Origin of the sequence: Nonomuraea roseoviolacea subsp. carminata (genome assembly GCF_024172185.1) — a bacterium.
Lineage (GTDB): Bacteria > Actinomycetota > Actinomycetes > Streptosporangiales > Streptosporangiaceae > Nonomuraea > Nonomuraea roseoviolacea.
The window spans coordinates 1,250,317-1,272,505 of record NZ_JAMZEC010000001.1 but is presented as its reverse complement, the minus strand read 5'-3'; the positions used below and the strand labels follow the sequence as shown (position 1 = coordinate 1,272,505).

The window sequence follows — 22,189 nt, the reverse complement described above, 5'->3', positions numbered from 1 at the left end:
TACCGGATGACCTTCCGAGGGGCCGCCGTCACCGCGGAGCCCGGCCAGAGCGTCGGCGCCGCCCTGGTCGCGGCGGGGATCCTCGACTGGCGCACCACCCGCAAGGAGGGCCGGCCGCGCGGGCTGTTCTGCGGCATCGGCGTCTGCTTCGACTGCCTGATCACGATCGACGGGGTGCCGGACCGGCGCGCCTGCCTGGTCCCGGCCGCCGACGGCATGCGACTCGGCGACTCCCCGCAGGACGGCTCCCCGCAGGACGGCTCCCCGCAGGACGGCTCCCCGCAGGACGGCTCCCCGCAGGACGGCTCCCCGCAGGACGGCTCCCCGCAGGACGGCTCCCCGCAGGACGGCTCCCCGCAGGGCGACGAGTCGCGGGGCGGCGGCTCGCGTGACGCTTCTCAAGGAGGTGACCGTGGCGCAGACGCATGACGTCGCCGTGGTCGGCGCCGGTCCGGCGGGTCTGGCCGCCGCCGTCGAGGCGGCCGAGGCCGGGCTCCAGGTGGCGCTGGTGGACGGCGCCGCACAGCCCGGCGGCCAGTACTGGCGGCACTACGACGAGCGGCACGCCCGGCCGGACGACCGGGCCGGCCACCACGGCTGGCCGGTGTTCGCCGGGCTCCGCGAGCGCCTGCGCGCGGCTCGCGCAGCCGGCCGCATCCGCTACCTGCCCGGCCGCCAGGTCTACCTGGTCACCCGGGACGAGTCCGGCACGTTCACCCTCCGCACCACGCCCTCCGGCGCGGGTGAAACCCCGGAGACCACCTCGGCCTCCGGCGCGGGTGAATCCTCGAAGACCTTCGCGACCTCCTCGGCCTCGGGCGGCTCCGCGCCGGACGCGGCCGGGGAGATCACGGCCCGGGCGCTGATCCTCTGCACCGGCGGGTACGACCGGCAACTGCCCGTGCCCGGCTGGGACCTGCCCGGCGTGATGACCGCCGGGGGAGTGCAGGCCCTGCTCAAGGGTCATCGCGTGCTCGCGGGCAGGCGCGCCGTGGTCGCCGGCACCGGGCCGTTCCTGCTGCCGGTCGCCACCGGCCTCGCGCGGGCCGGGGCGTCCGTCGAGGCCGTCGCCGAGGCCAACGGCACGCTCGGCTGGCTGCGCGACCCTGTGGGGGCCGCCTCCGTCCCGGGCAAGGCCGTCGAGGCGGCGCAGTACGCGGCGCTGATGGCCCGCCATCGCATCCCGTACCGCACCAGGACCGTGGTCACCCGGATCCTCGGCCAGGACAGGGTCGAGGCGGTGCGGATCAGCCGCGTCGACCGGGACGGCCGCCCGGCCGGACCGGTCAAGGAGATCGCGGCCGACCTCGTCGCCCTCGGCTGGGGCTTCACCCCGTCGCTCGAACTCGCGCTCATGCTCGGCGCCGACACCAGGAAGGACGTCGACGGCTCCCTCGTCGTGGCCGTGGACGGCTTCCAGCGCAGCAGCGTCGAAGGCGTGTACGTCGCCGGGGAGGCGACCGGGGTGGGCGGCGCCGTCCTGGCCACGCAGGAGGGCCGCCTCAGCGCCCTCGCCCTCGCGCGCTCGCTCGGCCGCCCGGCCGTACCGGGCCTGATGGGCCGGCTGCGGGCGGCGATCGGCCGCGGACGCCGGTTCGCGGCGGCCATGCACCGGACGTACCCCGTGCCGGGCGCCTGGACGGAATGGCTGGAGGAGCGCACGCTCGTCTGCCGGTGCGAGGAGGTCTCCTACGGCGACCTCCGCCGGGCGCACGACGAGCTCGGCGCCCACGACCCGCGCACCCTGAAGATGCTGGCCAGGCCGGGCATGGGCTGGTGCCAGGGACGGGTGTGCGGCTTCGCCACCGCGGGCATCGCGGCCTGCCTGAACCGCCGCGAGACCACCGCCGAGGACCTGCGCCCGCTGTCCAGCCGCAGCCTGGCGGCCCCGGTGACCCTGGGCGAGCTGGCCGCGCTCGACCGCTCACACCTCTCACCCGATCAGTGACACAGCGACACGACAGACCAGGAAAGAGGACGAGATGGCCAACGCCGTGCTGAGCGTGGACCCGCGTACCGGGGAGCCCCGCGAGCGCGTCGCGACGGAGTCGACACCCCAGGACGTCGACCGGGCGGTGCGCGCGGCGGCCGCCGCGACGGAGGCCCTCGCGGACCGCGCCGCGCGCGCCGCCCTGCTCCGCACCGCCGCCGCGCTCCTGGAGGACGCCGCCGAGGAGATCGTCGCGACCGCCGACGCGGAGTCCGCGCTCGGCCGTCCGCGCCTGACCGGCGAGCTCGCGCGCACCTGCTACCAGTTGCGTGCCTTCGCGGACGTGGCCGAGTCCGGCGCCCACCTCGACGTGATCATCGACCACGCCGACCCGGACGCCAAGCCCGCGCCCAGGCCCGACCTGCGGCGCTACAAGGTGCCGCTGGGCGTGGTCGCGGTCTTCGCCGCGAGCAACTTCCCGCTGGCCTTCAGCGTGCCCGGCGGCGACACCGCGAGCGCGCTGGCCGCGGGCTGCCCCGTCGTGGTCAAGGCGCACCCGGACCATCCGGCCACCAGCGTCCTGTGCGCCCGGCTCCTGCGCGCGGCGGCGGTCAAGGCCGGGCTGCCGGAGGACGTGGTGGGCCTGGTCCACGGCTTCGACGCCGGGCCCGAGCTGGTACGCCACCCGCTGACGGCGGCGGTGGGCTTCACCGGGTCGGTGCGCGGCGGCCGGGCCCTGTACGACATCGCCTGCTCGCGGCCCCGGCCGATCCCGTTCCACGGCGAGCTGGGCAGCCTCAACCCGGTGGTGGTGACGGAGCGCGCGGCCGAGACACGGGCCGCGGAGATCGGGGCGGGCCTGGCCGCCGCCTACACCCTGGGGTTCGGCCAGTTCTGCGTCAAGCCCGGCCTCGTGCTCCTCCCCGAGGGCCCGGCGGGCGACGCCGTCGTCGAGGCCGCCGTGTCGGCCGCGGTGCCTTCCGGTCCGCTGCTCGACCCGCGCATGCGGGAGGCGTTCCTGGCCGGGGTCCGCGAGCGGGCCGCGCTGCCCGGCGTACGGGAGGTCCTGGCGGCCGGCGAGGCGGACGGCGACGGGGAGGCGCCGCTCGCGGTGCGGCCCGGCATGCTGACCGTGGGCGCGGCGCTGCTCGCCGGCGGCGGGGAGCACGAGGAGCTGCTGGAGGAGTGCTTCGGGCCGGTCACCGTCCTGGCCCGCTACGGCTCGGCCGAGGAGCGTGACGCGGTGCTGGACGCCCTGCCCGGCAACCTCACGGCCACCGCGCACCTCGCGGCGGACGAGGGCGAGGACGGGGACGCGGCCCACCTGGTGGCCAGGTTGAGCGGGCTGGCCGGGCGCGTCGTCGTGGACGGCTGGCCCACGGGCGTGACGGTCGCCCCGGCCATGCAGCACGGCGGCCCCTACCCGGCCTCGACCAGCGCCTCCACGTCGGTGGGCAGCACCGCGATCGAGCGCTGGCTGCGGCCGGTCTGCTTCCAGAACACCCCGGACGCCCTGCTTCCGCCGGAGCTGCGCGAAGCCAACCCGCTGGGCGTTCCCCGCACGGTCGACGGCGTCCACGTGCCGGCGTAGGCGACCCCTCGGGGGCTCCCTTCTTCGACCGTCCTGTCCTCGCCTGATCGGGAGCACGCGCACCTCGCGCGGGACGGGCGGGGGCTCCAGGACGGGTGGATCGCCGGAGAGGAGCCCTCGACGCCGGCGGAGTCGCCGGTCAGGAGGCTGGTCGGTCGGGTGAAGTCGCCGGGAACGTCGGGTTCGGAAGAACCGGAGGGTTCGTCGGTGAGGGGGCGGGGTGGCTAGGTGAAGTCACCGGGGTCGCCCAGGTCGCCGGGCCCGTCCGGCTCGGCGGGCTCGTCGGTGAGGGGGCGGGGTGGCTCGGCTGGGCGGCCCGCGTCCTCGGTGACGAGGCCGTCCGGCTCCGCCGGGACGCCGACGTCCGGCTCCGTGCGGACGCCGACGTGCGGGCTCGGCGGCGCGGCGGCCGGGCCGGATGTCGGCGTCGGAGCTCCCGTCGTGGCGGGCGGGGTGGGCGTCGGCGACAGGCAGGGGCCGCCGTCCACCTCCACCTCGCTGATCTGCGGCCCGTTGTCGGCCGCGGGCTCGGTCGCCACCATGAGGCCGAAGTGCGCCCGCGTGCCGCACGGCACGTCGCCGAGGTCGCGCAGCACCCCGCTGGTGTACACGGTGCCGCCGGTCAGCGTGCGCGTCTCCCGGGCGATCGTACGGGCCGGCCCGTCCCCGTCGCGCCGCGTGTACGCGATGCGCAGCCGTACGGGCCCCGTGCCGTCGGCCGAGACCCGAACCGATCCCGCCGACCCGCTCCACCGCACGATGCCGGCGGAGCGGACCACCGGCGAACCCGCCCCTTGGCGGCCCGTCGGCGCGGTGACGGCGGACGACGAGGTCGGCGCGGGCGGCCCCGAGGAGACCCACCCGGAGGGGACGGGCTTCGAGGAGGCCGGGACGGGCGCGACGGGACCCGACGTGGCCGGGCGCGAGGAGGCGGGCGCGGCCGGGCCGCGCGTGGCGGTCGCGCCCGGGCGCGCCGGGTCCGTGGGGTCCCCGGTCGTGGACCGTCGCGGGTTCGCGGGGTCCCCGGTCGTGGATCGTCGCGGGTTCGTGGGGTCGCCGGCGGCGGACCGTCCCGGTTCCTGCGGCTGAGGCATCAGCACCGTGCCCGGATCGCGGTCCAGCCGGCCGCCCGACACCACGATCGCGACGGCCATGGCGGTCACGGCCGCGCCCGCGATCCACAGGTGGGGCGGCAGCTTCGGCACCCTCAGCAGCCGGTCGCGGAGCAGCCGGTCCCGCAGCGATGTGCGGGACCCGGTGGCGGCGCCGGAGGGGGCCAGCGGGAAACGGAGCGCCAGCAGCGTGGCCAGTTCCGCGAGGTGGCGGCGGCCCCGCTGCTCCCAGTCCGGGCCGTAGCCCGCGACCGCGTCCTGCTCCAGCTCGGCCGCGAACCGCCGCGCCGACGCGTACCTCTCGGCCGGGTCCTTGGCCAGACCGCGCCGCAGCAGGCCGCGCAGCGCGTCCGGCACGACCTCCAGCGGCACCGGCTCCTCCAGGTGCAGCCCGCGCAGCGCCGCCACACCGCCCGGCCCCGCCACGCCGCCCGGCCCCGCCACGCCGCCGGGCTCCGCCACACCGCGCAGCTCCGTCACGCCGCCGGTCCGGAACGGCGGTCGTCCCTTCACGGTCTCGAACAGCAGGCACGCCGCCGCGTACAGGTCGGCGGGCGGCCCGGCGGCGCCGCGTGTCCAGAGCTCCGGCGCCATGTACGGCGGGCTCCCGGCGGGCACGCCCGGCTCCTCGGCGTGGACCACGACGCCGAAGTCGCCCAGCTTGGCCGTGCCGTCGGCCTGGACGAGGACGTTCTCCGGCTTGACGTCCCGGTGCGCCACCCCGCGCTCGTGCGCCGCCGCGAGGGCCAGCAGGGTGCCCTTGAGCACGACCAGCGCGGCCTCCGGGCTCGCGTGGCCGTGCTCGGTCAGCAGGGCGCGCAGCGAGACGCCGTCGACCAGCTCCATCACCAGGGCCGCCCGGCCGGGCGTCTCGACGTACTCGTGCAGCCGGACCACGTGGGGGTCGTCGATCTCGACGAGGGACGCGGCGTCGGCCCGGAAGCGCTCCATGAACTCGGCGTCCCTGCGCAGGGTGGCGTTCAGGTACTTGATCGCCACGTAGGCGCCGGTGGTCTCGTAGGTGGCGAGGAACACGCGACCGGTGTGACCGGCGCCGAGCTGGCGCACTTCCCGGTACCCAGGGACCACGTTCAACCCCCATCACGTGAGCCGTCCCGGGCCCGCCGCCGTCGCGTGAGCGTGCTCGCGCCTTTTCGGGCGGCTCCGGGCCTTTCCGGCTGCTCCGGTCTTACGGGTTCGACGGTCTCATCCGGGGTGCGGGTTGTCACGACTGGCGATATTTCGCCCAAGGTTGCGCTGGTGTCACTCGGGGCGGCGGGGGTGGCTCGTGTACGCTTGACACGCTCCCAAGCAAGCGCTCGGCTAATTGGAGGCCAGGTGAACCGCGAGGCGGTGCTCGTCATGGAGATGCAGCGGGGCGTCATCGGCGATCTCACGAAATTTCCGGACCTTGTGACGGCGTGCCGGGTCCGCGACGTCGTCCCCAACGCGGCGACCGTCCTCGACGCCGCCCGGGCCGCCGGGATCCCCGTCGTCCACTGCACCGCCGCCTTCCGCGCCGACCGGGCCGGCTCCCACACCCGCAACTGCCCGTTCATCGTGTCGCTGCTCGACGACCCCGCCCACATGCTGGAGGGCACGCCGGCCGTCGAGGTGCTGCCCGAGCTGCGCGACCCCGCCGACCTGGAGAGCCGGCGGTACCACGGCTTCTCGCCGTTCACCGGCACGTCCCTGGACATGACGCTGCGCTCGCTGGGGGTCTCGTCGGTGGTCGCCGTGGGCGTGTCGCTGAACCTGGGCATCCCGGGGCTGGCGCTGGAGGCGGTGAACCGCGGCTACCGGGTCACGGTGGTCACGGACGCGGTCGCCGGGATCCCGGAGGAGTACGCGCGGGCCGTGCTCAAGCACACGGTCAGCCTCCTCGCGACCCGCGTGACGACGTCCCGCCTGGTGGAGCGCTGGAAGGAGGGGGAGCGGTGGGAGGACCGTCCGCACCGCACGCCCCGCACCGCCGGGTGACGGGGGAGAGAGCCCGCGAGGGCCGGGGTGAGACCCGTGACGAGGTGGGACCCACGACGAGGTGGGACCCGTGATCAGGAGGGGCCTGTGGCGTGGAGGTTCGTGACGAGGGAGAGAGGGCTGTGACGATGGAGGGGTTGCGGCTGGACGGGCGGACCGCCGTGGTGACCGGCGCGGCGGGCGCCATCGGCTCCGCCATCGCCGCCGACCTGACCGCCTTGGGCGCCCGCGTGGTCGTCGCCGACGTGGACGCGGACGGCGCCGACGCGGTCGCCGCCGGGCTGGCCGGCGCCGTCCCGCTGGCCGTGGACCTCTCCGCGCCCGAGTCGGTGGAGCGGTTCTGCCACGAGCTCGGCGAACGGGGCCTGGAGCCGGACATCGTCGTCCACAACGCCGGCCTGTCGATCGTCGAGCCGTTCGCCGAGAGCGACCCGGCGGGCTGGGACCTCATGTGGCTGGTGAACCTGCGCGGCCCCATGCTCATGACCAAGCTCCTCCTGCCCGGGATGACCGCGCGCGGCTGGGGCCGGCTGGTGTTCGTCTCCTCCGACGGGGCGCGGGCCGGCTCGGGCGGCGAGGGCGCGTACGCGGCGACCAAGGCGGGACTGTTCGGGCTGGCCAAGACCCTCGCCAGGGAGGCGGCCCGGGCGTACGTCACCTCCAACGTGGTCTGCCCCGGCCCCACGGACACCCCGATGCTGCGCCGCGTGTCCGCCGCCGAGCCGGGGCTGGTCGAGAAGATCTCCCGGGGCATCCCGCTGCGCCGCCTCGGCACGCCCGCCGACGTGGCCGGCCTCGTCGCCTACCTGTGCACCGACCGCGCCGCCTACATCACCGGCCAGACCCTGTCGGTGAGCGGCGGGGTCACCATGCAGTGACCTCGCCGGACGACGCGATGGCGGCGAGGGTGGCGAGGGCGGGGAGGCTACGGTCGGAGGGACTGGTAGACGGCCTCGGTGAGCCGGTACGCGCGCAGGCTGCCGGAGACGGCGCCGGCCATGCGGTTCATGACGTAGCCGACGGCCAGGCCGTGCTCGGGGTCGCCGAGGCCGAGGAAACCGCCGAGCCCCGTGTGGCCGAACGCGGTGGCCGACGGGACGAAGAACGTCATCGCCGGGCGCATGTAGCCGAGGCCGAAGGAGCTGTCCACGTACAGGACCCGGTCGGGCCCGGAGACCCGGGGGCGGAGCGCGTCGTGGAGGGTCCCGGGGCGCAGGACGTCGCCCGCGAGCAGCGACCGGTAGAAGCCGGCCAGGGCGCGGGCCGTGGTGACGACGCCGGCGGCGGGCCAGCCGGCGCGCATGACGGCGGGGTGGTTGGCGCCGCCCTTCAGCCGCTGCATGGAGGGGTTGCCGAGGGCCCGGTTCATGAGGCTGTCCGGATCGCGCACGGCCCTGGCCATCAGGCCGAACGCGCCGCCATCGCCGTTGCCCTCACCGTTGCCCTCACCGTTGCCCTCACCACTGGCCGTGCCGACGACCGGCGCGCCCGTGTCCGTGACCGACGAGTCGGTGCCGGTGACCGGCGGGTCCGTGGCGGGAGCCGCCGGTCGCGGTGCCGGGTCGGTGGCCGGCGCGTCCCGCCGTCCCTCCGGCGTACCGGTGGCGGCGGTCAGGCGGGCGGCGCGGGCGATCACCGGGTCGGGCGCGCCCACCCACAGGTCCAGCCCGAGCGGCCCCGCGATCTCGGCCGCGACCAGCTCGCCCACCGTCTTGCCGGTCACCCGCCGCACCACCTCGCCCACCAGGAACCCGTACGACAGAGCGTGGTAACCGTGGGCGGTGCCGGGCTCCCACAGCGGGCGCTGCCCGGCGAGGCGGGCCGCGATGGCCGCGTGGTCGCCGAACTCCTCCACCGGCACCGGGTCCTCCACCACCGGCAGCCCGGCCGCGTGCGTCAGCAGGTGCTCGACGGTGACGCCCCCCTTGCCCTCGGCCGCGAACTCCGGCCACACGTCCGCGACCGGCGCCGACACGTCCACCAGCCCCCGTTCGGCGAGCTGGAGCAGGACGGTCGCGGTGACGGCCTTCGTGCAGGAGTACGCGAAGGCGGGCGTGTCCTCGGCCCAGGGGCGCCCGCTGTGGCGGTCGGCCACGCCGCCCCACAGGTCCACCACCGGCTCGCCGTCCAGGAACACCGCGAACGCGGCGCCCAGCTCCTCCCCGTCCGCCAGATGCCGCTCGAACACCTCGCGCACTCGCGAGAACCGGGGATCGCACCGCATGAGGACCTCCAGACACCGTTCATGAAAGGAAGCGCTTACTTGGTTGCCGAGCCTAACAACTGGGGCCGCTTCGGCCCAGCCGACCAGCGTGGCACGCTCAACCTCCTCACCCCCGAGGCGGTCCTGGCCGCGCTGCGCACCGCCGTCACGGGCGAGGTGCTCAGCCTGGCCCTGCCGATCAGGGGCTCCACGTCCTCGCCCGCGCCCGGCACCGTGCCGCACCTGAGGGGCAGGCCGTTGCCGCAGCACTTCATGTCGGTGGACGGCGGCGACTACGCGGCGGGCGCGCGGCCGGTCGGCGCGGGTCTGCGCGTGGCCGACGACGCGCTGATCGTGTCCCACCACGGCACGACCACCCACATGGACGCGCTGTGCCACATGTGGTCCGGCGACGAGCTCTACAACGGCCACCCGGCCGCCCGAGTGCGCTCCTACGGGGCGACGCGGTGCGGGATCGAGCAGGTCGGCGGGGTGGTGGGGCGGGGCATCCTGTTCGACGTGCCCCGCCGGCTGGGCCTGGACCACCTGCCGGCCGGGCACCGGATCACGCCCGAGGAGCTGGAGGCGTGCGGCCCGGAGCCGCGGCCGGGGGACGTCGCGGTGATCCGTACGGGCTGGCCGGCGGTGTGGCGGCGCTCGCGCGAGGAGTACTGGTCGGGCCAGCCCGGCCTGTCGGCGGAGGCCGGCCGGTGGCTGGCGGCGCGCGACGTCGCCGTGGTGGCCTCGGACAACGCGGCGATCGGCGGCCTGGACGAACGCCAGCTCGCGGGGGAGGGGCTGGAGGACGACCTGCATCTCATCCTGCTGCACCGGCACGGCGTGCACCTGGTGGAGATGCTGTGGCTGGAGGAGCTGAGCGCGCGCGACCGGACGGAGTTCGTGTTCGTCGTGGCGCCGCTCAGGATCGAGGGCGGCACCGGCAGCGCCGTCAACCCGCTCGCCGTCCTCTGAACGGTCGGGCGTCGCGTGCCTCCCGCTTGACGGCGCCCGGCATGGAATGCAGTATGACTGCATTGATGCAGTACGACTGCAACATGGGGCGATCATGACCGTGGCCCGTAACGTCGACGGCCGCCTGGAGGTGTTCGCCGTCAACGGCAACGGCGTCATCCCGCTCCACGTCTGGCAGGTCCAGCCGGACGGCGGCTGGTCGGACTGGCAGGGGCTCGGCGGCCCGAAAGGGCTCGACACCTGGGAGGTGCGCACCCTGGGGCCGGGGTTCCACGAGTTATGACCGTTCCGCGAGCGCCCCGGCGCGTGCCGGAAGGGCCCGTGCCCGATGGGGAACGGGCCGGCGTCAGTCCTCGGGCCGGTCGGGCCCGAGGCGCGGCGCGGAGGGGACGGCACGCGCCGGCGGCTCCTTGAGCTCGACGAAGATCGCGTGAGTCTCGGTGCCGCCGATGTTCCGCCCCGCGTGCTCCTGCGCGCCGAGCCACCGCACCTGCCCCGCCTCCAGGGCGACCTCGGCCTGCTACGTGCCCGAGGTGAGGCGGCGGGTGTCAGGTGCCGGGGTAGTTGCCGCCGCCGTGCGCCTGGTCGAGGGCGTCGTAGTCGGGCGTGAAGCCGCGCTTCGGGATCGCGTCGGCGAACACCACGTCCCGAGGCTTCTTGTACGAGGCCAGCAGGCCCTTCACGTGGCCGATCAGCTCCTCGGCCGTCGCCGTGGCGTCCGGGGCGAGCACCACCACGGCCCGGACCGCCTGGTGCCAGCGCTCGTCCGGGACGCCGATGACGGCGGCGTCCGCCACCGCGGGGTGCGACTTGAGTGCCCGTTCGACCTCGGCCGGGTAGACGTTCTCGGCGCCCGACTTGATCATGCGGAGGCGCGGGCCGATGAAGGTGATCGTGCCGTCGGGCTCGCGGCGCCCGAGGTCGCCCGTGTGATGCCACCCATGTGCGGACTTCGCCGCATTCAACTCCGGCCGGGCGAAATATCCGGAAAAGAGGGTCTTGCCGCGCGCACAGATCTCGCCCACCTCTCCGGCCGGCACCTCCGCGCCGTCCGGCCCCAGGATCCGCACCTGGACGAACGGCGACGGCCGCCCCGCGAACCCCGCCGCCCCCGGAGCCAGTCCCAGGAACGTGAGCATGCCGCCCACCTCGGTCTGCCCGTACCCGCCCATCTTGGACCGGCACCACGGTGAGTCGTCCACGGTGATCAGCTCGTCCCACTCCGCCGAGTGCGAGACGAACCGCAGCGACGACAGGTCGTACTTGCCCTGCGGCCGCACCGCCACCACGGCGTCGATCATCTGCCCGAACAGGAACGCCTGCGTCACCCGCTCGGCGTCGATCAGCCGGCAGACCTCCTCGGGGTCGAACGCCGGAGTGAACACGTTCGTCCCGCCGATCTGCAGCGTGGCCAGGCAGAACATCATCGTGCCCACGTGGAACAGCGGCCCGCTGGCGAGGAACGTGAACCCCGGCTCCATCTGCCGGACCACGAGCAGCGACGCGCTGTGCGCGACCAGGGCGGCGCTGCTGAGCAGGGCCGCGTTGGGCCGGCCGTCGAAGGCGGCGGTGTAGAGGGCGAGCGCCGGCTCGGTGTCGGCGACCTGTGGGAAGCCGCGGACCGAGCCGCCCGCCACCAGCTCCTCGTACGCCTGCCCCGCCCGCACCCACGCGGCGTCGGACGCGCCCAGCACCTCCTGCACGGCCGTCGTCGCCTCCGACGGCTCCCAGACCACCACGCGCGGCGTCAGGTCCTCGACCACGAAGCGCAGCTCGTCGGCCGACTGCCGCCAGTTCGCCGGGCAGAGGACCGCCCCGAGCCGCGAGCAGGCCAGCAGCAGCTCCAGCACGGCGTGGGAGTTCTGCCCGAGCCAGAGCACGCGCTCGCCCGGTGCGACCCCGCGCGCCGCCAGGGCGTCCGCCAGGCGGGAGACGCGCTCGTCGAGGGCGGGATAGGTGAGCCGGACCTCGCCGTCCACGACCGCCGTCGTCTCCGGGCGGCTGCGGGCGTGCTCGGCGAGGACGTCCGAGAGGGTCAGGCTGTGGATCATCGCGCCTCCAGGGGGGTGAACGCCGAGGGGGGTCGGGGGACGGCGAGGGGTCAGGCGAAGGCGGGCATGACCTCGGCGGCGAAGAAGCGCATGACCTTCTTCATCTCCTCCAGCGGCATGGGCCGCGTGCTGCCGAAGTCGCAGAGCAGGTTGGCGAAGCCGGCGTCGCGCAGCAGCGTGATCTGCTCGACGACCCGCGCCGGGTCGCCGATCACGTCGAGCTGCTCCCAGCGGAAGTCGGGCGACAGGCTGCCGCCCTTCAGGTAGCGGTCCTGGTAGTACTCGAAGCCCTGCGCGGCCTTGCCGGTGCGCGGGTCGATGGGCGCGCTGCGCTCGTTGAAGATGCGCGAGCGGTCGAAGGACGCCTCGAACCTGGCCTGGTCCTCGCGCGCCTGCTCGGCGGTCGGCGCCACGTAGACGCTGCGCGCCACGACCAGCTCGGTCTCCGTGCCGTGCCCGGCGCGGGCCGCGGTGTCCCGCCACGTCTCGGCCGCCTTGACGACCTTGCGGAACGTCGCCACCGGGTCGGCGAGGATGGGCAGCCCGCGCTCGGCGTACATGGTGACGGTCTCGGGCGACACGGCGGCCACGTGCAGCGGCGGGTGCGGCCTCTGGAGGGGGCGGGGGACCAGCGACACCTCGGTGCCGGTCCGGTAGAACTTGCCCTCGTGCTGGAACGACTCGCGCGTCCAGAGGCCGAGGATCACCTCCAGCGCCTCGTTGAAGCGGTCGCGGGCCTCGGCCAGGTCCACGCCGAAGCCCTCGAACTCGTAGCTCTGGTAGCCGCGGCCGATGCCGAGGTCCAGGCGCCCGCCGGAGAGCACGTCCACCTGGGCGGCCTCCTCGGCCACGTGGATGGGGTTGTGCAGCGGGAGCACCACGATGCCGGTGCCGAGCCGCAGGCGTGAGGTGCGGGCGGCGGCGTGGGCCAGCATGGTGAACAGGTTGGGCGCCACGCCGTAGTCGCGGAAGTGGTGCTCGGCCAGCCTCACGCCGTCGAACCCCAGCTCCTCGGCCAGCTCGATGAGCTCCAGATGGTAGGCGTAGACGTCCTCGAAGCTCTGCCCGTCGAAGCGGTGGAAGAGGTGGAAGGTTGAGAACTTCATGCGGCGGCCTCTCGGAGGGGTAAACCAAGCGCTCGCTTGGGAGCGTATCAGGTCTGCTCCCGCTTGAGATCCCGCCGCGCGAAGGTTTCCTCAGCCGAGGGCGGTGACCAGCCCCATCGTCAGTGCGGTCCGCTCCGGGATGTGGCCGACGACCACGTGCTCGTGCCGCGCGTGCGCGCCGCCGCCCACCGCGCCCAGGCCGTCCAGGACCGGCCGGCCCAGGGCCGAGACGAAGTTCGCGTCGCTGGCGCCGCCCACCGAGATCTCCTCCAGCGGCATCCCGAAGCCCGCCGCCACCGCCTGCGCCTCCTTGAACAGCCGCTGCGAGGCGGGGTTCTGCGTCATCGGCGGCCGGTTCCACACGCCCGACACAGTGACCGTGACGCGCGGGTCGAGGGCCTTGACCGCGGCGAACGCCTCCTCGACCCGGGCCATCTCCGACGGCTCGCTGACCCGCACGTCGATGCCCGCCGTGGCGTGTCCCGCCGCGACGTTGCGGCCGGTGCCGCCGCTGACCAGGCCGACGTTGACCGTGGTGCCGCGCTCGGGGGCGGCGGCCCCGGTGATCTGCGTGATGACCTCGGCCAGCGCGTGGATGGCGCTCGCCCCCGCCTCGGGGTCGAGCCCCGCGTGCGCCTCGATTCCGGTGACGGTCACGTCGAACAGACCGACGCCCTTGCGCGCCGTCTTCAGCGCGCCGCCGCCCGACGCCTCGAACACCAGCGTCGCCAGGGCGTCCGCGCTGGCCTCCTCGATGTACGGGCGGGAGAACGGGCTGCCGATCTCCTCGTCGCCGTTGAACAGCAGCCGCACCGACGGGTGGGGCAGGCCCAGCTCGCGCAGCCCGCGCACCGCCCAGATCGACTGCACCAGGCCCGTCTTCATGTCGAACACGCCCGGCCCGGTCGCCTTGCCCCCGGACACGGTGAACGGCCACTCGGCCAGCGTGCCCGTCGGCCACACGGTGTCGTAGTGGCTGGCCATGAGCACGGTGCCGGAGGAGGTGCCCCGGTAGGTCAGCTCCAGCACGTCGCCGAACTCGCCGCCGTCGTGCACGGCGACCGCGTCGGGCGGGCCCAGCCGCTCGGCGGTGAGGGCGCGCACGCCGCCGAGCCCGGTGGTCAGCATGGCCTTGTCGGAGCTGTGGGTCTCCAGCTCGACGACCGTGCGGAGGTCGTCGAGCATGGCGGGCAGGGCCTCCCGGGTCCAGTCGGTGATCGACACGGGTTTCCTTCCTGTGGGGGCTAGCGAACGGGTGCGCCGGGGCCCAGCGGGACGCCGAGCCACCAGAACACGAAGAACAGCACCGTCCATACCACGAGCAGGGTCAGGGACAGCGGAATGGTCATCGAGGCGAGCGTGCCGATGCCGGCCGAGCGGCGGTAGCGCTGCAGGAAGCCGAGCGCCATCACGAAGTAGGGGCTCATCGGCGTGATCGCGTTGGTGCAGGAGTCGGCGATGCGGTAGAGCGCCTGGGTGTACTCCGGCGGGATGTCCAGCAGCATCAGCATCGGCACGAACACCGGCCCGACCAGCGCCCACTGCGCCGAGCCGCTGGTGACGACCAGGTTGATGACGGTCACCACGACCAGGATGCCCAGGAAGACGACCGGGCCGGTCACACCGGCCGACTTCAGCAGGCCGGCGCCGTCGATGGCGATGACCTCGCCGATCCCGGTCCACTTGAAGTACGCCAGGAACTGCGAGATCGCGAAGAACAGCACGAGGATCGGGGCCAGCTCGCGCATGCCGTGGGCCATGAACGCGGGCACGTCCCGGCCGGAGGTCACGGTGCCGGCCGCCCTGCCGTACGCCCAGCCGACGGCCAGGAACGCCAGCGCGAGGAAGACGGCGATGGAGGTGAGCAGCGGCGAGCCGGAGGGGAGCACCGCCAGCACCACGGCCGCGACGAACACGACGAGCGTGACCAGCGCGGCGCGCAGCCCGCGGCGCTCCTCGGGGCGCAGGGCCAGCTCGCCCAGGTCGTCCTTCAGCGCCTCGGCGTCCTCGTCGGCGGGCAGCGCCTCGGCCCGGCGCGCGAGCAGCTTCTCGGTCACCAGCGTGATCGTGGCGGCCAGCACGAGCGAGGAGGCGAGGGAGAAGAAGTAGTTGGCCAGCGGGGTGACGACGTACGCGGGATCGACGGTGTGGGCCGCCGCGGTGGTCAGCCCGGACAGGATGGCGTCCACCGGCGTGACCAAAGGGCTCGCGTCGTAGCCGGCCGAGACCGACACGAACGCCACCACCACGCCCAGCACCGGGCTGCGGCCCACGGCCCGGAAGGCCAGCGCGCCGAGCGGGATGAGCACCACGTACGCGGCGTCGGAGGCGACGTGCGCCACCATGCCGGTGAAGGCCAGCACGAACGTCACCCAGCGCGGCGACACCTTCGACACGCCGGAGCGCAGCACGGCGGCCAGCAGCCCGGACCGCTCGGCGACCGCGACGCCGAGCATGACGACGAGGATGGTGCCGAGCGGCGGGAAGGAGGTGAAGTTCTCGATCGCGTCGCCGACCATCATGCGCACGCCGTCGGCCGACAGCAGGTTCTTGACCGCCACGGTCTTGGAGGTGGCCGGGTTGACCGCCGACACGCCCGCCGCCGCGAGGCCCCAGCTCGCCAGCCCGAGCACCGCGCTGAGGATGACGAACAGCCAGAACGGGTGGGGGAGCCGGTTGCCGAGCCGTTCGATGCCGCCGAGGGCGCGCAGCATACGGTCCAGCGGTCGTGACTCCGAGGTCGCCTCGGTCGTGCCCACCCGATCCTCCTCCTGCGGTTTATGGCCATCCATTACACGCACTATGACGGAATATGGCAAGCAGCCACTCCGACTTGAATGAATCGGTCGCTTCTTTACCCCTCCATGCGCGATACAGTCTCGGTGTGGTGGACGCCGCTGTATTGGACGACGCCGACCTCGACCTGGTCGCCGCCCTCCAGATCGCCCCGCGCGCCTCGGCCGCGGCGCTCGCCGACGTGCTCGGCATGTCCCCCAGCACGGTCGGGCGGCGCCTCGGCCGCCTGGAGGAGCAGCGCATCCTGCGCGTGATCGGGCAGGCCGCATGGTCCGTGCGGGCCGACGGCAACCCCCGCCACGTCTGGGTGAAGACCGCGCCGGGCGCGACCGAGCGGGTCGCGACCGCGCTGGCCGAGCTGCCCGAGGCCCAGCTCGTGGCCGAGACCTCCGGCCGGGCCGACGTCTACTGCGCCCTGCACCCGGCCGACCGCGCGCAGGCCCGCGAGCTGCTCACCACGCGCATCCCGGCCGTGCCCGGCGTGGTGTCCACCCACTCGGAGCTGGTGCTGCGCGCGCTGACCAAGGCCGACTCCTGGCGGCTGCGCCGGCTCGCCGACGACCAGGTCAAGGCCCTGTCCGAGGCCGAGGAACCGCTTCCCGGAAGGCCCCCCGCCACCGGCCCCGAGGAGGGCGGCATCCTGCGGCTGCTGCGCGCCGACGGCCGCATCACCGCGGCGCAGGCCGCCCGCGCCCTCGGCATGAGCCAGTCGACCGCCTACCGGGCGATCCAGTCGCTGCTGCGGCGCGGCGTCGTCCGGCCGCGGGTGGAGGTCGAGCCCGCCCTGCTCGGTTACGCGCTGGAGGTCATCGTCGCGCTGACCACCTCGCCGGGCGCCATCCAGCCGGTGGCCGAGGAGCTGGCCCGCCACCCCTCGGCCCGCTACGTGAGCATCGTGGCCGGCACCACGTCGGTCATCCACCAGGGCGTCTTCCGGCACGAGGACGAACTCGGCGACTTCCTCACCCGCGACCTCGCCCACCTGCCGGGCATCAACGCGCTCGACGTGTCGGTGGTGCTGCGCGTGCTGCGCCGCTACTGGATCCACCGCGAGGACGGCCGCCTGGTCGGCTGAGCCGGGGGCCGTCCTCGCCCGAAGGTCACTCCGCGGCGGAGGAGGCGGGCTCCCGCAGCGGCAGGCGCACCTCGAACCACGTCTCGCCGGGCACCGACCGCACCTTGATCTCGCCGCCGTGCCGTCCGGCGACGATCCGGTACGAGATGTCCAGCCCGAGCCCGGTGCCCTGGCCGACGCTCTTCGTGGTGAAGAACGGCTCGAAGATCCGGTCCTTGATCGCGTCGGGCACGCCGGGGCCGGTGTCGCCGATCTCGACGATCGCCTCGTCCTCGTCGTGCGCGGTGCGGATCGTCAGCGTGCCCTCCTCACCCATGGCGTCGAGCGCGTTGTGGATGAGGTTGGTCCACACCTGGTTCAGCTCGCCGCCGTACGCCGGGATGGCGGGCAGCGTCCGGTCGTAGTCGGTGACCACGGTGATGCCCGGCGGGATCTTCCCGCGGAAGATCGCCACGGTGCTGTCCAGCAGGTCGTGCACGTCCACGATCTGGAACGGCGCCCGGTCCATCTGGGAGTACTGCTTGGCCGAGCGGATCAGCGAGGCGATGCGCTCGGTGGCCTCGGTCACCTCGCCCAGCATCTGCGAGATCTCGACCGCCTCCGACAGCCAGCGCAGCGCGGCCGGAGCGTGCTCGTCGCCCACCTTCCTGCGCACCTTGTCGAGGTGCACCTGGCCGAAACCGGCCTGGACCAGCGCCGGGGCGAGGTCCCAGGCGCCGTCCACGCCCAGCTCCTCCAGCGCCTCGCCCAGCTCGTCCTCGGCGTCGGAGATCTCCAGCGGGGAGCGCGGCGGCAGCTTGCCCAGCGCCTCGGTGCAGTTCTCCTGCATCTCGACCAGCGCGCGCAGCCGCTCCGGCGGTATGCCGTTCTCGGCGAGCTGCGCCAGCTCCATCCGGGACGACCTGATCAGCGTGCGCAGCTCGCCCACGGCGCGGACCGCCGCGGCGGCCGGGTTGTTCAGCTCGTGGGTGAGCCCCGCGGTGATCGTGCCGAGCGCCGTCAGCCGCTGCCTGCGGTCGATGACCTCCCGCTGCATCCGGCCGCCCGACACCATGCCGTCGAGCAGGTGCATCGCCATCGGGAACCACTCGGTCACGATGTGCGCGAACTTCCTGGCCGGCAGCAGGAACATCCGGGACGGCGCCGTGACCCGCAGCGAGTGCTGGTAGGTCTGCGGCGCCCGGTCGCCCAGGTAGGCGGAGGTGGCCCCGCCGTACACGCCGGGCTGGGAGGTGCGGGGCATGGCGACGGTGCCGGCGCTCACGGTCTCCTGGACCATCTGGATCTCGCCCTCGATGAGCACCGCGAAGCACTCGGCGGGGTCGCCCTGCCGGATGACCAGGTCGTCGGCCTGGTACGACTGGACCTGGCCGCTCATGGCCAGCTTGGTGAGCTGCTCGTCGGTGAGCCGCTCGAACAGGAACAGCTTGCGCAGCTCGTCGATGTCGATCGTGGTGGTGGTCACTGCTTCTCCAGGTAGCGGTGCACGAGCGCGACGGCCATCGCGCCCTCCCCGACGGCCGAGGCGACCCGCTTGATCGACTCGGCGCGCACGTCGCCCGCGGCCAGCACGCCGGGGACGTTGGTCTCCAGGTAGTACGGCTCGCGGCGCAACGTCCAGTTGCGCGGCCGCCGGCCGCCCTGCAGCAGGTCGGGCCCCGTCAGCACGAAGCCCTTGGAGTCGCGCTCGACCGTGTCGCCCAGCCAGGAGGTGTACGGCTCGGCGCCGATGAAGACGAACAGCCACTGCGCGTCCACGGTGCGTTCCTCGCCCTTCGTGCTGAGCGTGAGCCGCTCCAGGTGCCCGTCGCCGTGACCGCCGGTGACCTGGGTCTGGGTGTGGACCTCGATGTTGGGGATCGCGTCGATCTGCTCGATGAGGTAGTGGGACATGGACCTCTCCAATCCATCACCTCTCACCAACAGATGGACCTTGCTCGCGAATCCCGACAGGTAGACCGCGGCCTGCCCGGCCGAGTTGGCCGCGCCCACGATGTAGACCTCCAGGCCGCGGCACGACGGCGCCTCGGTGAGCGCGGCGCCGTAGAAGACGCCCCGGCCGGTGAACTCGTCCAGGCCCGGCGCGTCCAGGCGCCGGTAGGTGACGCCGGTGGCCAGGATCACCGCGTGCGCCGCGATCTCGCCGCCGTCCTTGAAGCCGACCACGCGGGCCTGGCCGCGCGGCTCCAGGTGGGTGACCTTGCGCGCGGTCAGCAGCTCGGCGCCGAACTTCAGCGCCTGCCGGCGGGCCCGGTCGGCGAGCTGCTGGCCCGAGACGCCGTCGGGGAAGCCCAGGTAGTTCTCGATCCGTGAGCTCTGACCGGCCTGGCCGCCGGACGCCTGCGCCTCCACCAGGACCGTGTTGAGCCCCTCGGAGGCGCCGTAGACCGCCGCCCCGAGCCCGGCCGGGCCGCCGCCGACCACGATGAGGTCGTAGAAGTCGGTGGCCGGCGTCGTGGACAGCCCCACGGCCGAGGCCAGCGCGGACGGCTCGGGCGCCTGCAGGGACGTGCCGTCGGCCGTGACCACCAGCGGCAGGTGGCACTGCTCGCCGACCGCCGCGACGAGCTGGGCGCCCTCGGGGTCCTCGGCCAGCATCCACTGGTACGGGACGTGGTTGCGGGCCAGGAAGTCGCGCACCCGGTACGACGGGGCCGACCAGCGGTCGCCCACCACGCGCAGCTCCGCCACCTCCACCCGGTCCGTGCGGTGCCAGGCGTCGAGCTGGCCGTCGATCACCGGGTAGAACTTCTCCTCCGGCGGGTCCCACGGCTTGAGCAGGTAGTGGTCGAGGTCCACCACGTTGATCGCCTGGATCGCGGCGTCGGTGTCGGCGTAGGCCGTCAGCAGCACCCGGCGGGCGTACGGGTACATGTCCATGGCCGCCTCGAGGAACTCCACGCCGTTCATCTGCGGCATGCGGTAGTCGGCGAGGATCGCCGCCACCTCGTCGCCGCGCAGGCGCATCTCCTTGACGGCCGCGATGCCCTGGTCGGCCGCCTCGGCGCGGACGATCCGGTAGCTCTGCCCGTAACGGCGGCGCAGGTCACGGGCGACCGCCCGCGACACCCCCGGGTCGTCGTCCACCGTCACGATGACCGGCTTGTCCATGGCCCTGCCTTCCCCACGAAGTTCTCATTCGAAGCATGTCACGCGAAACGGGCCTACCGGCAAGTCGGCGCCGGCAGGCCGTCCAGAAGCCCCGGTCAGGCGATGACCCGGCTCTCGCCGCCGTCCACCAGCAGGGAGACGCCGTTGACGTACGAGGCGCGCTCGCTGGCCAGGAACGCCACCACGTCGCCCACCTCCTCCGGCTCGCCGATCCGCCCCACCGGCACCGCCGCGGCCCGCCCGGCCAGGCCCTCGTCCCCGCCCGCCAGCTCGCGCAGCCGGTCGGTCGCGATCGGGCCCGGCATCACGTTGTTGACCAGCACGCCGTCGCCGCCCACCTCCCGCGCCAGAGTCCGCACGATGCCCGCCACGCCCGAGCGGGTGGCGTTGGACAGGGCGAGACCGTCGAGCGCCTCGCGCGCCGAGCGGCTGGTCACCGTGACGATCCGCCCCCAGCCGCGCGAGCGCATCTCGGGCAGCACCGCGTGGATGAGGCGGACCGTGCCCAGCAGGTTGCGCTGGATCGCCACCTCCCACTCCTCCAGGCTCTTGTCCGTGAACCGGCCGGCGGGCGGGCCCCCGGCGTTGGCCACGAGGATGTCGACCGGCCCCAGCACGTCGCGCGTCTCGGCGGCGACGCGGGCGGCCGAGGCCGGGTCCTCCACGTCGGCCAGCACGGCGTGGACCACGCCGCCGAACTCCTGGAGCCCCACCACGGCGTCGGCCAGCCGCTCGGGGTCACGGGCCGACACGCAGACGGCGCACCCCTCCCGCGCCAGGCTCCGCGCGGCGGCCAGGCCGATGCCCGCGCTGCCTCCCGTGACGAGTGCGACCTTGCCCGCGATACCGAGATCCATGACTTCCTCTCTTCAGAGCACGTGGTGCCGTCATAATCATCGCGTGACGTGCCAGGTGTGTGCGTGTCCAGGCGTCGCGTACGACCCTGGATACATGGTGCGGCGCCACAGCGGGAGACGGAACGAACGCGCCGCGAGGAGTGGCGGTCGTGCGCAGGTCCTATAAGTTCTTGCTACGGCCGACCTGTCGCCAGGAGATCGCACTTGCGGCGTGCCTGGAGGACCACCGCCAGTTGTACAACGCGGCGTTGGAGCACCGGCGTACGGCTTACCGGAAGGCGGGCGTGAGCGTCCGGTACGGTGAGCAGTCGGCGGATCTGAAGCACATCCGTGCCCATGACGCGGATGGTCAGGGGCGGTGGTCCTTCTCCTCCCAGCAGGCCACCCTGCGCCGGTTGGACAAGGCGTTCGCCGCGTTCTTCGCCCGGGTCAAGGCCGGGCGCGCACCGGGGTTCCCGCGGTTCAAGGGACGCGGCTGGTTCGACACGGTGACCTGGGCCAAGGACGGTGACGGCTGCCGGTGGGACTCCCAGCCGGAGCGCCCTTCGGCGACTTTCGTACGTCTGCAGGGAATCGGCCATGTGCGCGTCCACCAGCATCGCACCGTCAAGGGCCGGGTGAAGACGATCGCCGTGCGGCGGGAAGGCGCCCGCTGGTACCTGATCCTCTGCTGTGATGATGTGCCGGCCGAGCCTCTTGCCGCCACGGGCGTGGCCGTCGGCGTTGACGTGGGCGTGGCCTGGCTGGTGACGACGTCCGACGGCGAGCATGTGGCCAATGCGCGCCATCTGGAAGCGTCCGCCAGCTGTCTGGCGGACGCGCAGCGGGCTCTGGCCCGCAAAAAGCGTGGGTCCAGGCGCCGCCGTAGGGTTGTCGCGCAGGTGGCGGCGCTGCATGCCAAGGTGCGGCGGCAACGTCTGGACGGCGCGCACAAGGCCGCGCTCGCCCTGGTCCGCGGGTACGACATGATCGTGCACGAGGACCTGCGGATCTCGAACATGACCCGCTCGGCGTCCGGCACGCTCAAGTCGCCCGGTCGCAATGTCGCGGCCAAGTCCGGCCTCAACCGGAGCATCCTGGACGCGGGTTGGGGGGTGTTCCTGACGGTCCTCGCGTACAAGGCTGAAAGCGCCGGTCGCAAGCTGATCGCGGTGAACCCCGCCAACACCTCCCGCACGTGCGCCCGTTGCGGGCACATCGCTGCGGAGAACCGCGTCAGCCAAGCCGTGTTCACCTGCACGGCGTGCGGTCACGCTGCGCATGCCGACGTGAACGCGGCCGTCAACATCCTCAGGGCAGGGCTTGCCCTTCGCGACGCCGCGGGAGCGGCTTAGCGAGAAGCCGCTCCCGTCAGGGAACGGAGGAGTCACGAGGGTGACTATAGGAGCCCCGCCGCGACCTGGCC

Annotated in this window: 18 protein-coding genes and 2 pseudogenes; 9 read left to right on the top strand and 11 right to left on the bottom strand. The window is 73.8% G+C overall.

Annotated elements, in window-relative coordinates; translation table 11 throughout:
* Nucleotides 1-6: 6 nt before the first annotated feature.
* Nucleotides 7-165: pseudogene (locus HD595_RS05810) on the top strand (2Fe-2S iron-sulfur cluster-binding protein); the annotation flags it as partial.
* Nucleotides 166-285: 120 nt separating this feature from the next.
* Here the strand turns inward: HD595_RS05810 and HD595_RS05805 are convergent.
* Nucleotides 286-402 (bottom strand): annotated as a pseudogene (locus HD595_RS05805) (pentapeptide repeat-containing protein); the annotation flags it as partial.
* Between the two features lie 10 nt (nucleotides 403-412).
* On the opposite strand from HD595_RS05805, the gene HD595_RS46620 reads away from it, so the two are divergent.
* The gene (locus tag HD595_RS46620; protein WP_253766319.1) at nucleotides 413-1,948 is read left to right on the top strand and encodes an FAD/NAD(P)-dependent oxidoreductase; all 1,536 of its coding nucleotides are present in this window, start codon (nucleotides 413-415) and stop codon (nucleotides 1,946-1,948) included.
* A gap of 34 nt (nucleotides 1,949-1,982) precedes the next feature.
* Nucleotides 1,983-3,521, top strand: coding sequence for an aldehyde dehydrogenase (NADP(+)) (locus tag HD595_RS05795; protein ID WP_253766317.1), 1,539 nt, complete (start codon nucleotides 1,983-1,985; stop codon nucleotides 3,519-3,521).
* Between the two features lie 224 nt (nucleotides 3,522-3,745).
* Here the strand turns inward: HD595_RS05795 and HD595_RS05790 are convergent, their stop codons facing one another.
* Nucleotides 3,746-5,722, bottom strand: coding sequence for a serine/threonine-protein kinase (locus tag HD595_RS05790; RefSeq protein WP_253766315.1), 1,977 nt, complete (start codon nucleotides 5,720-5,722; stop codon nucleotides 3,746-3,748).
* Nucleotides 5,723-5,971: 249 nt separating this feature from the next.
* Here HD595_RS05790 and HD595_RS05785 point away from each other — a divergent pair, with 249 nt between their 5' ends.
* Together HD595_RS05785 and HD595_RS05780 are read left to right on the top strand one after the other, a co-directional pair.
* Entirely contained in the window at nucleotides 5,972-6,613 is a 642-nt protein-coding gene (locus HD595_RS05785; protein ID WP_253766313.1) for a cysteine hydrolase family protein, read from the top strand.
* A gap of 128 nt (nucleotides 6,614-6,741) precedes the next feature.
* On the top strand, nucleotides 6,742-7,491 hold the full coding sequence (locus HD595_RS05780; protein ID WP_253781071.1) for an SDR family NAD(P)-dependent oxidoreductase: 750 nt from the start codon (nucleotides 6,742-6,744) through the stop codon (nucleotides 7,489-7,491).
* 47 nt (nucleotides 7,492-7,538) lie between these two features.
* Here HD595_RS05780 and HD595_RS05775 read toward each other — a convergent pair whose 3' ends face one another.
* Nucleotides 7,539-8,837, bottom strand: a complete 1,299-nt coding sequence (locus tag HD595_RS05775; protein ID WP_253766311.1) for a serine hydrolase domain-containing protein — start codon at nucleotides 8,835-8,837, stop codon at nucleotides 7,539-7,541.
* Nucleotides 8,838-8,876: 39 nt separating this feature from the next.
* On the opposite strand from HD595_RS05775, the gene HD595_RS05770 reads away from it, so the two are divergent.
* Together HD595_RS05770 and HD595_RS05765 are read left to right on the top strand one after the other, a co-directional pair.
* Complete coding sequence (locus HD595_RS05770) at nucleotides 8,877-9,788, top strand: cyclase family protein (RefSeq protein WP_253766309.1); 912 nt, start codon at nucleotides 8,877-8,879, stop codon at nucleotides 9,786-9,788.
* Nucleotides 9,789-9,882: 94 nt separating this feature from the next.
* Entirely contained in the window at nucleotides 9,883-10,071 is a 189-nt protein-coding gene (locus HD595_RS05765) for a DUF8189 domain-containing protein (protein ID WP_253766307.1), read from the top strand.
* A gap of 63 nt (nucleotides 10,072-10,134) precedes the next feature.
* Here the strand turns inward: HD595_RS05765 and HD595_RS05760 are convergent, their stop codons facing one another.
* The 5 genes from HD595_RS05760 to HD595_RS05740 all read right to left on the bottom strand — a co-directional run bounded on the left by HD595_RS05760 (nucleotide 10,135) and on the right by HD595_RS05740 (nucleotide 15,704).
* Nucleotides 10,135-10,278 carry a hypothetical protein gene (locus tag HD595_RS05760; protein WP_253766305.1) on the bottom strand — a complete coding sequence of 48 codons (144 nt, stop codon included), beginning with the start codon at nucleotides 10,276-10,278 and terminating at the stop codon, nucleotides 10,135-10,137.
* Nucleotides 10,279-10,336: 58 nt separating this feature from the next.
* On the bottom strand, nucleotides 10,337-11,839 hold the full coding sequence (locus HD595_RS05755; RefSeq protein WP_253766303.1) for an AMP-binding protein: 1,503 nt from the start codon (nucleotides 11,837-11,839) through the stop codon (nucleotides 10,337-10,339).
* 50 nt (nucleotides 11,840-11,889) lie between these two features.
* A complete protein-coding gene (locus HD595_RS05750) occupies nucleotides 11,890-12,945 on the bottom strand; it encodes an LLM class flavin-dependent oxidoreductase (RefSeq protein WP_253766301.1) in 1,056 nt (351 codons plus the stop codon).
* Nucleotides 12,946-13,035: 90 nt separating this feature from the next.
* A complete protein-coding gene (locus HD595_RS05745; RefSeq protein ID WP_253781069.1) occupies nucleotides 13,036-14,130 on the bottom strand; it encodes a M20 family metallopeptidase in 1,095 nt (364 codons plus the stop codon).
* Between the two features lie 59 nt (nucleotides 14,131-14,189).
* Complete coding sequence (locus HD595_RS05740) at nucleotides 14,190-15,704, bottom strand: AbgT family transporter (RefSeq protein ID WP_420540691.1); 1,515 nt, start codon at nucleotides 15,702-15,704, stop codon at nucleotides 14,190-14,192.
* A gap of 125 nt (nucleotides 15,705-15,829) precedes the next feature.
* Between HD595_RS05740 and HD595_RS05735 the strand changes: the two genes are divergently transcribed.
* Nucleotides 15,830-16,816 (top strand): Lrp/AsnC family transcriptional regulator, encoded by a 987-nt coding sequence (locus HD595_RS05735; RefSeq protein ID WP_253766299.1) that lies wholly within the window; start codon nucleotides 15,830-15,832, stop codon nucleotides 16,814-16,816.
* Nucleotides 16,817-16,841: 25 nt separating this feature from the next.
* On the opposite strand, the gene HD595_RS05730 is transcribed toward HD595_RS05735, so the two are convergent.
* The 3 genes from HD595_RS05730 to HD595_RS05720 all read right to left on the bottom strand — a co-directional run bounded on the left by HD595_RS05730 (nucleotide 16,842) and on the right by HD595_RS05720 (nucleotide 20,784).
* Nucleotides 16,842-18,281 carry an ATP-binding protein gene (locus HD595_RS05730; protein ID WP_253766297.1) on the bottom strand — a complete coding sequence of 480 codons (1,440 nt, stop codon included), beginning with the start codon at nucleotides 18,279-18,281 and terminating at the stop codon, nucleotides 16,842-16,844.
* Complete coding sequence (locus tag HD595_RS05725; RefSeq protein ID WP_253766295.1) at nucleotides 18,278-19,927, bottom strand: NAD(P)/FAD-dependent oxidoreductase; 1,650 nt, start codon at nucleotides 19,925-19,927, stop codon at nucleotides 18,278-18,280. The genes HD595_RS05730 and HD595_RS05725 overlap by 4 nt, the downstream gene beginning before the upstream one ends.
* Before the next feature lie 95 nt (nucleotides 19,928-20,022).
* The gene (locus HD595_RS05720; protein ID WP_253766293.1) at nucleotides 20,023-20,784 is read right to left on the bottom strand and encodes an SDR family NAD(P)-dependent oxidoreductase; all 762 of its coding nucleotides are present in this window, start codon (nucleotides 20,782-20,784) and stop codon (nucleotides 20,023-20,025) included.
* A 149-nt stretch (nucleotides 20,785-20,933) separates the two neighbouring features.
* Here HD595_RS05720 and HD595_RS05715 point away from each other — a divergent pair, with 149 nt between their 5' ends.
* Entirely contained in the window at nucleotides 20,934-22,118 is a 1,185-nt protein-coding gene (locus tag HD595_RS05715; protein WP_253766291.1) for an RNA-guided endonuclease InsQ/TnpB family protein, read from the top strand.
* The last annotated feature ends 71 nt before the right edge of the window (nucleotides 22,119-22,189 follow it).

Excerpts from the sequence above, each read along its gene's own strand:
- HD595_RS05795 (WP_253766317.1), top strand. The coding sequence starts at position 1,983 with ATGGCCAACGCCGTGCTGAGCGTGGACCCGCGTACCGGGGAGCCCCGC.
- HD595_RS05780 (WP_253781071.1), top strand. The coding sequence starts at position 6,742 with ATGGAGGGGTTGCGGCTGGACGGGCGGACCGCCGTGGTGACCGGCGCG.
- HD595_RS05775 (WP_253766311.1), bottom strand. The coding sequence starts at position 8,837 with ATGCGGTGCGATCCCCGGTTCTCGCGAGTGCGCGAGGTGTTCGAGCGG.
- HD595_RS05765 (WP_253766307.1), top strand. The coding sequence starts at position 9,883 with ATGACCGTGGCCCGTAACGTCGACGGCCGCCTGGAGGTGTTCGCCGTC.
- HD595_RS05755 (WP_253766303.1), bottom strand. The coding sequence starts at position 11,839 with ATGATCCACAGCCTGACCCTCTCGGACGTCCTCGCCGAGCACGCCCGC.
- HD595_RS05750 (WP_253766301.1), bottom strand. The coding sequence starts at position 12,945 with ATGAAGTTCTCAACCTTCCACCTCTTCCACCGCTTCGACGGGCAGAGC.
- HD595_RS05745 (WP_253781069.1), bottom strand. The coding sequence starts at position 14,130 with ATGCTCGACGACCTCCGCACGGTCGTCGAGCTGGAGACCCACAGCTCC.
- HD595_RS05725 (WP_253766295.1), bottom strand. The coding sequence starts at position 19,927 with ATGGACAAGCCGGTCATCGTGACGGTGGACGACGACCCGGGGGTGTCG.
- HD595_RS05720 (WP_253766293.1), bottom strand. The coding sequence starts at position 20,784 with ATGGATCTCGGTATCGCGGGCAAGGTCGCACTCGTCACGGGAGGCAGC.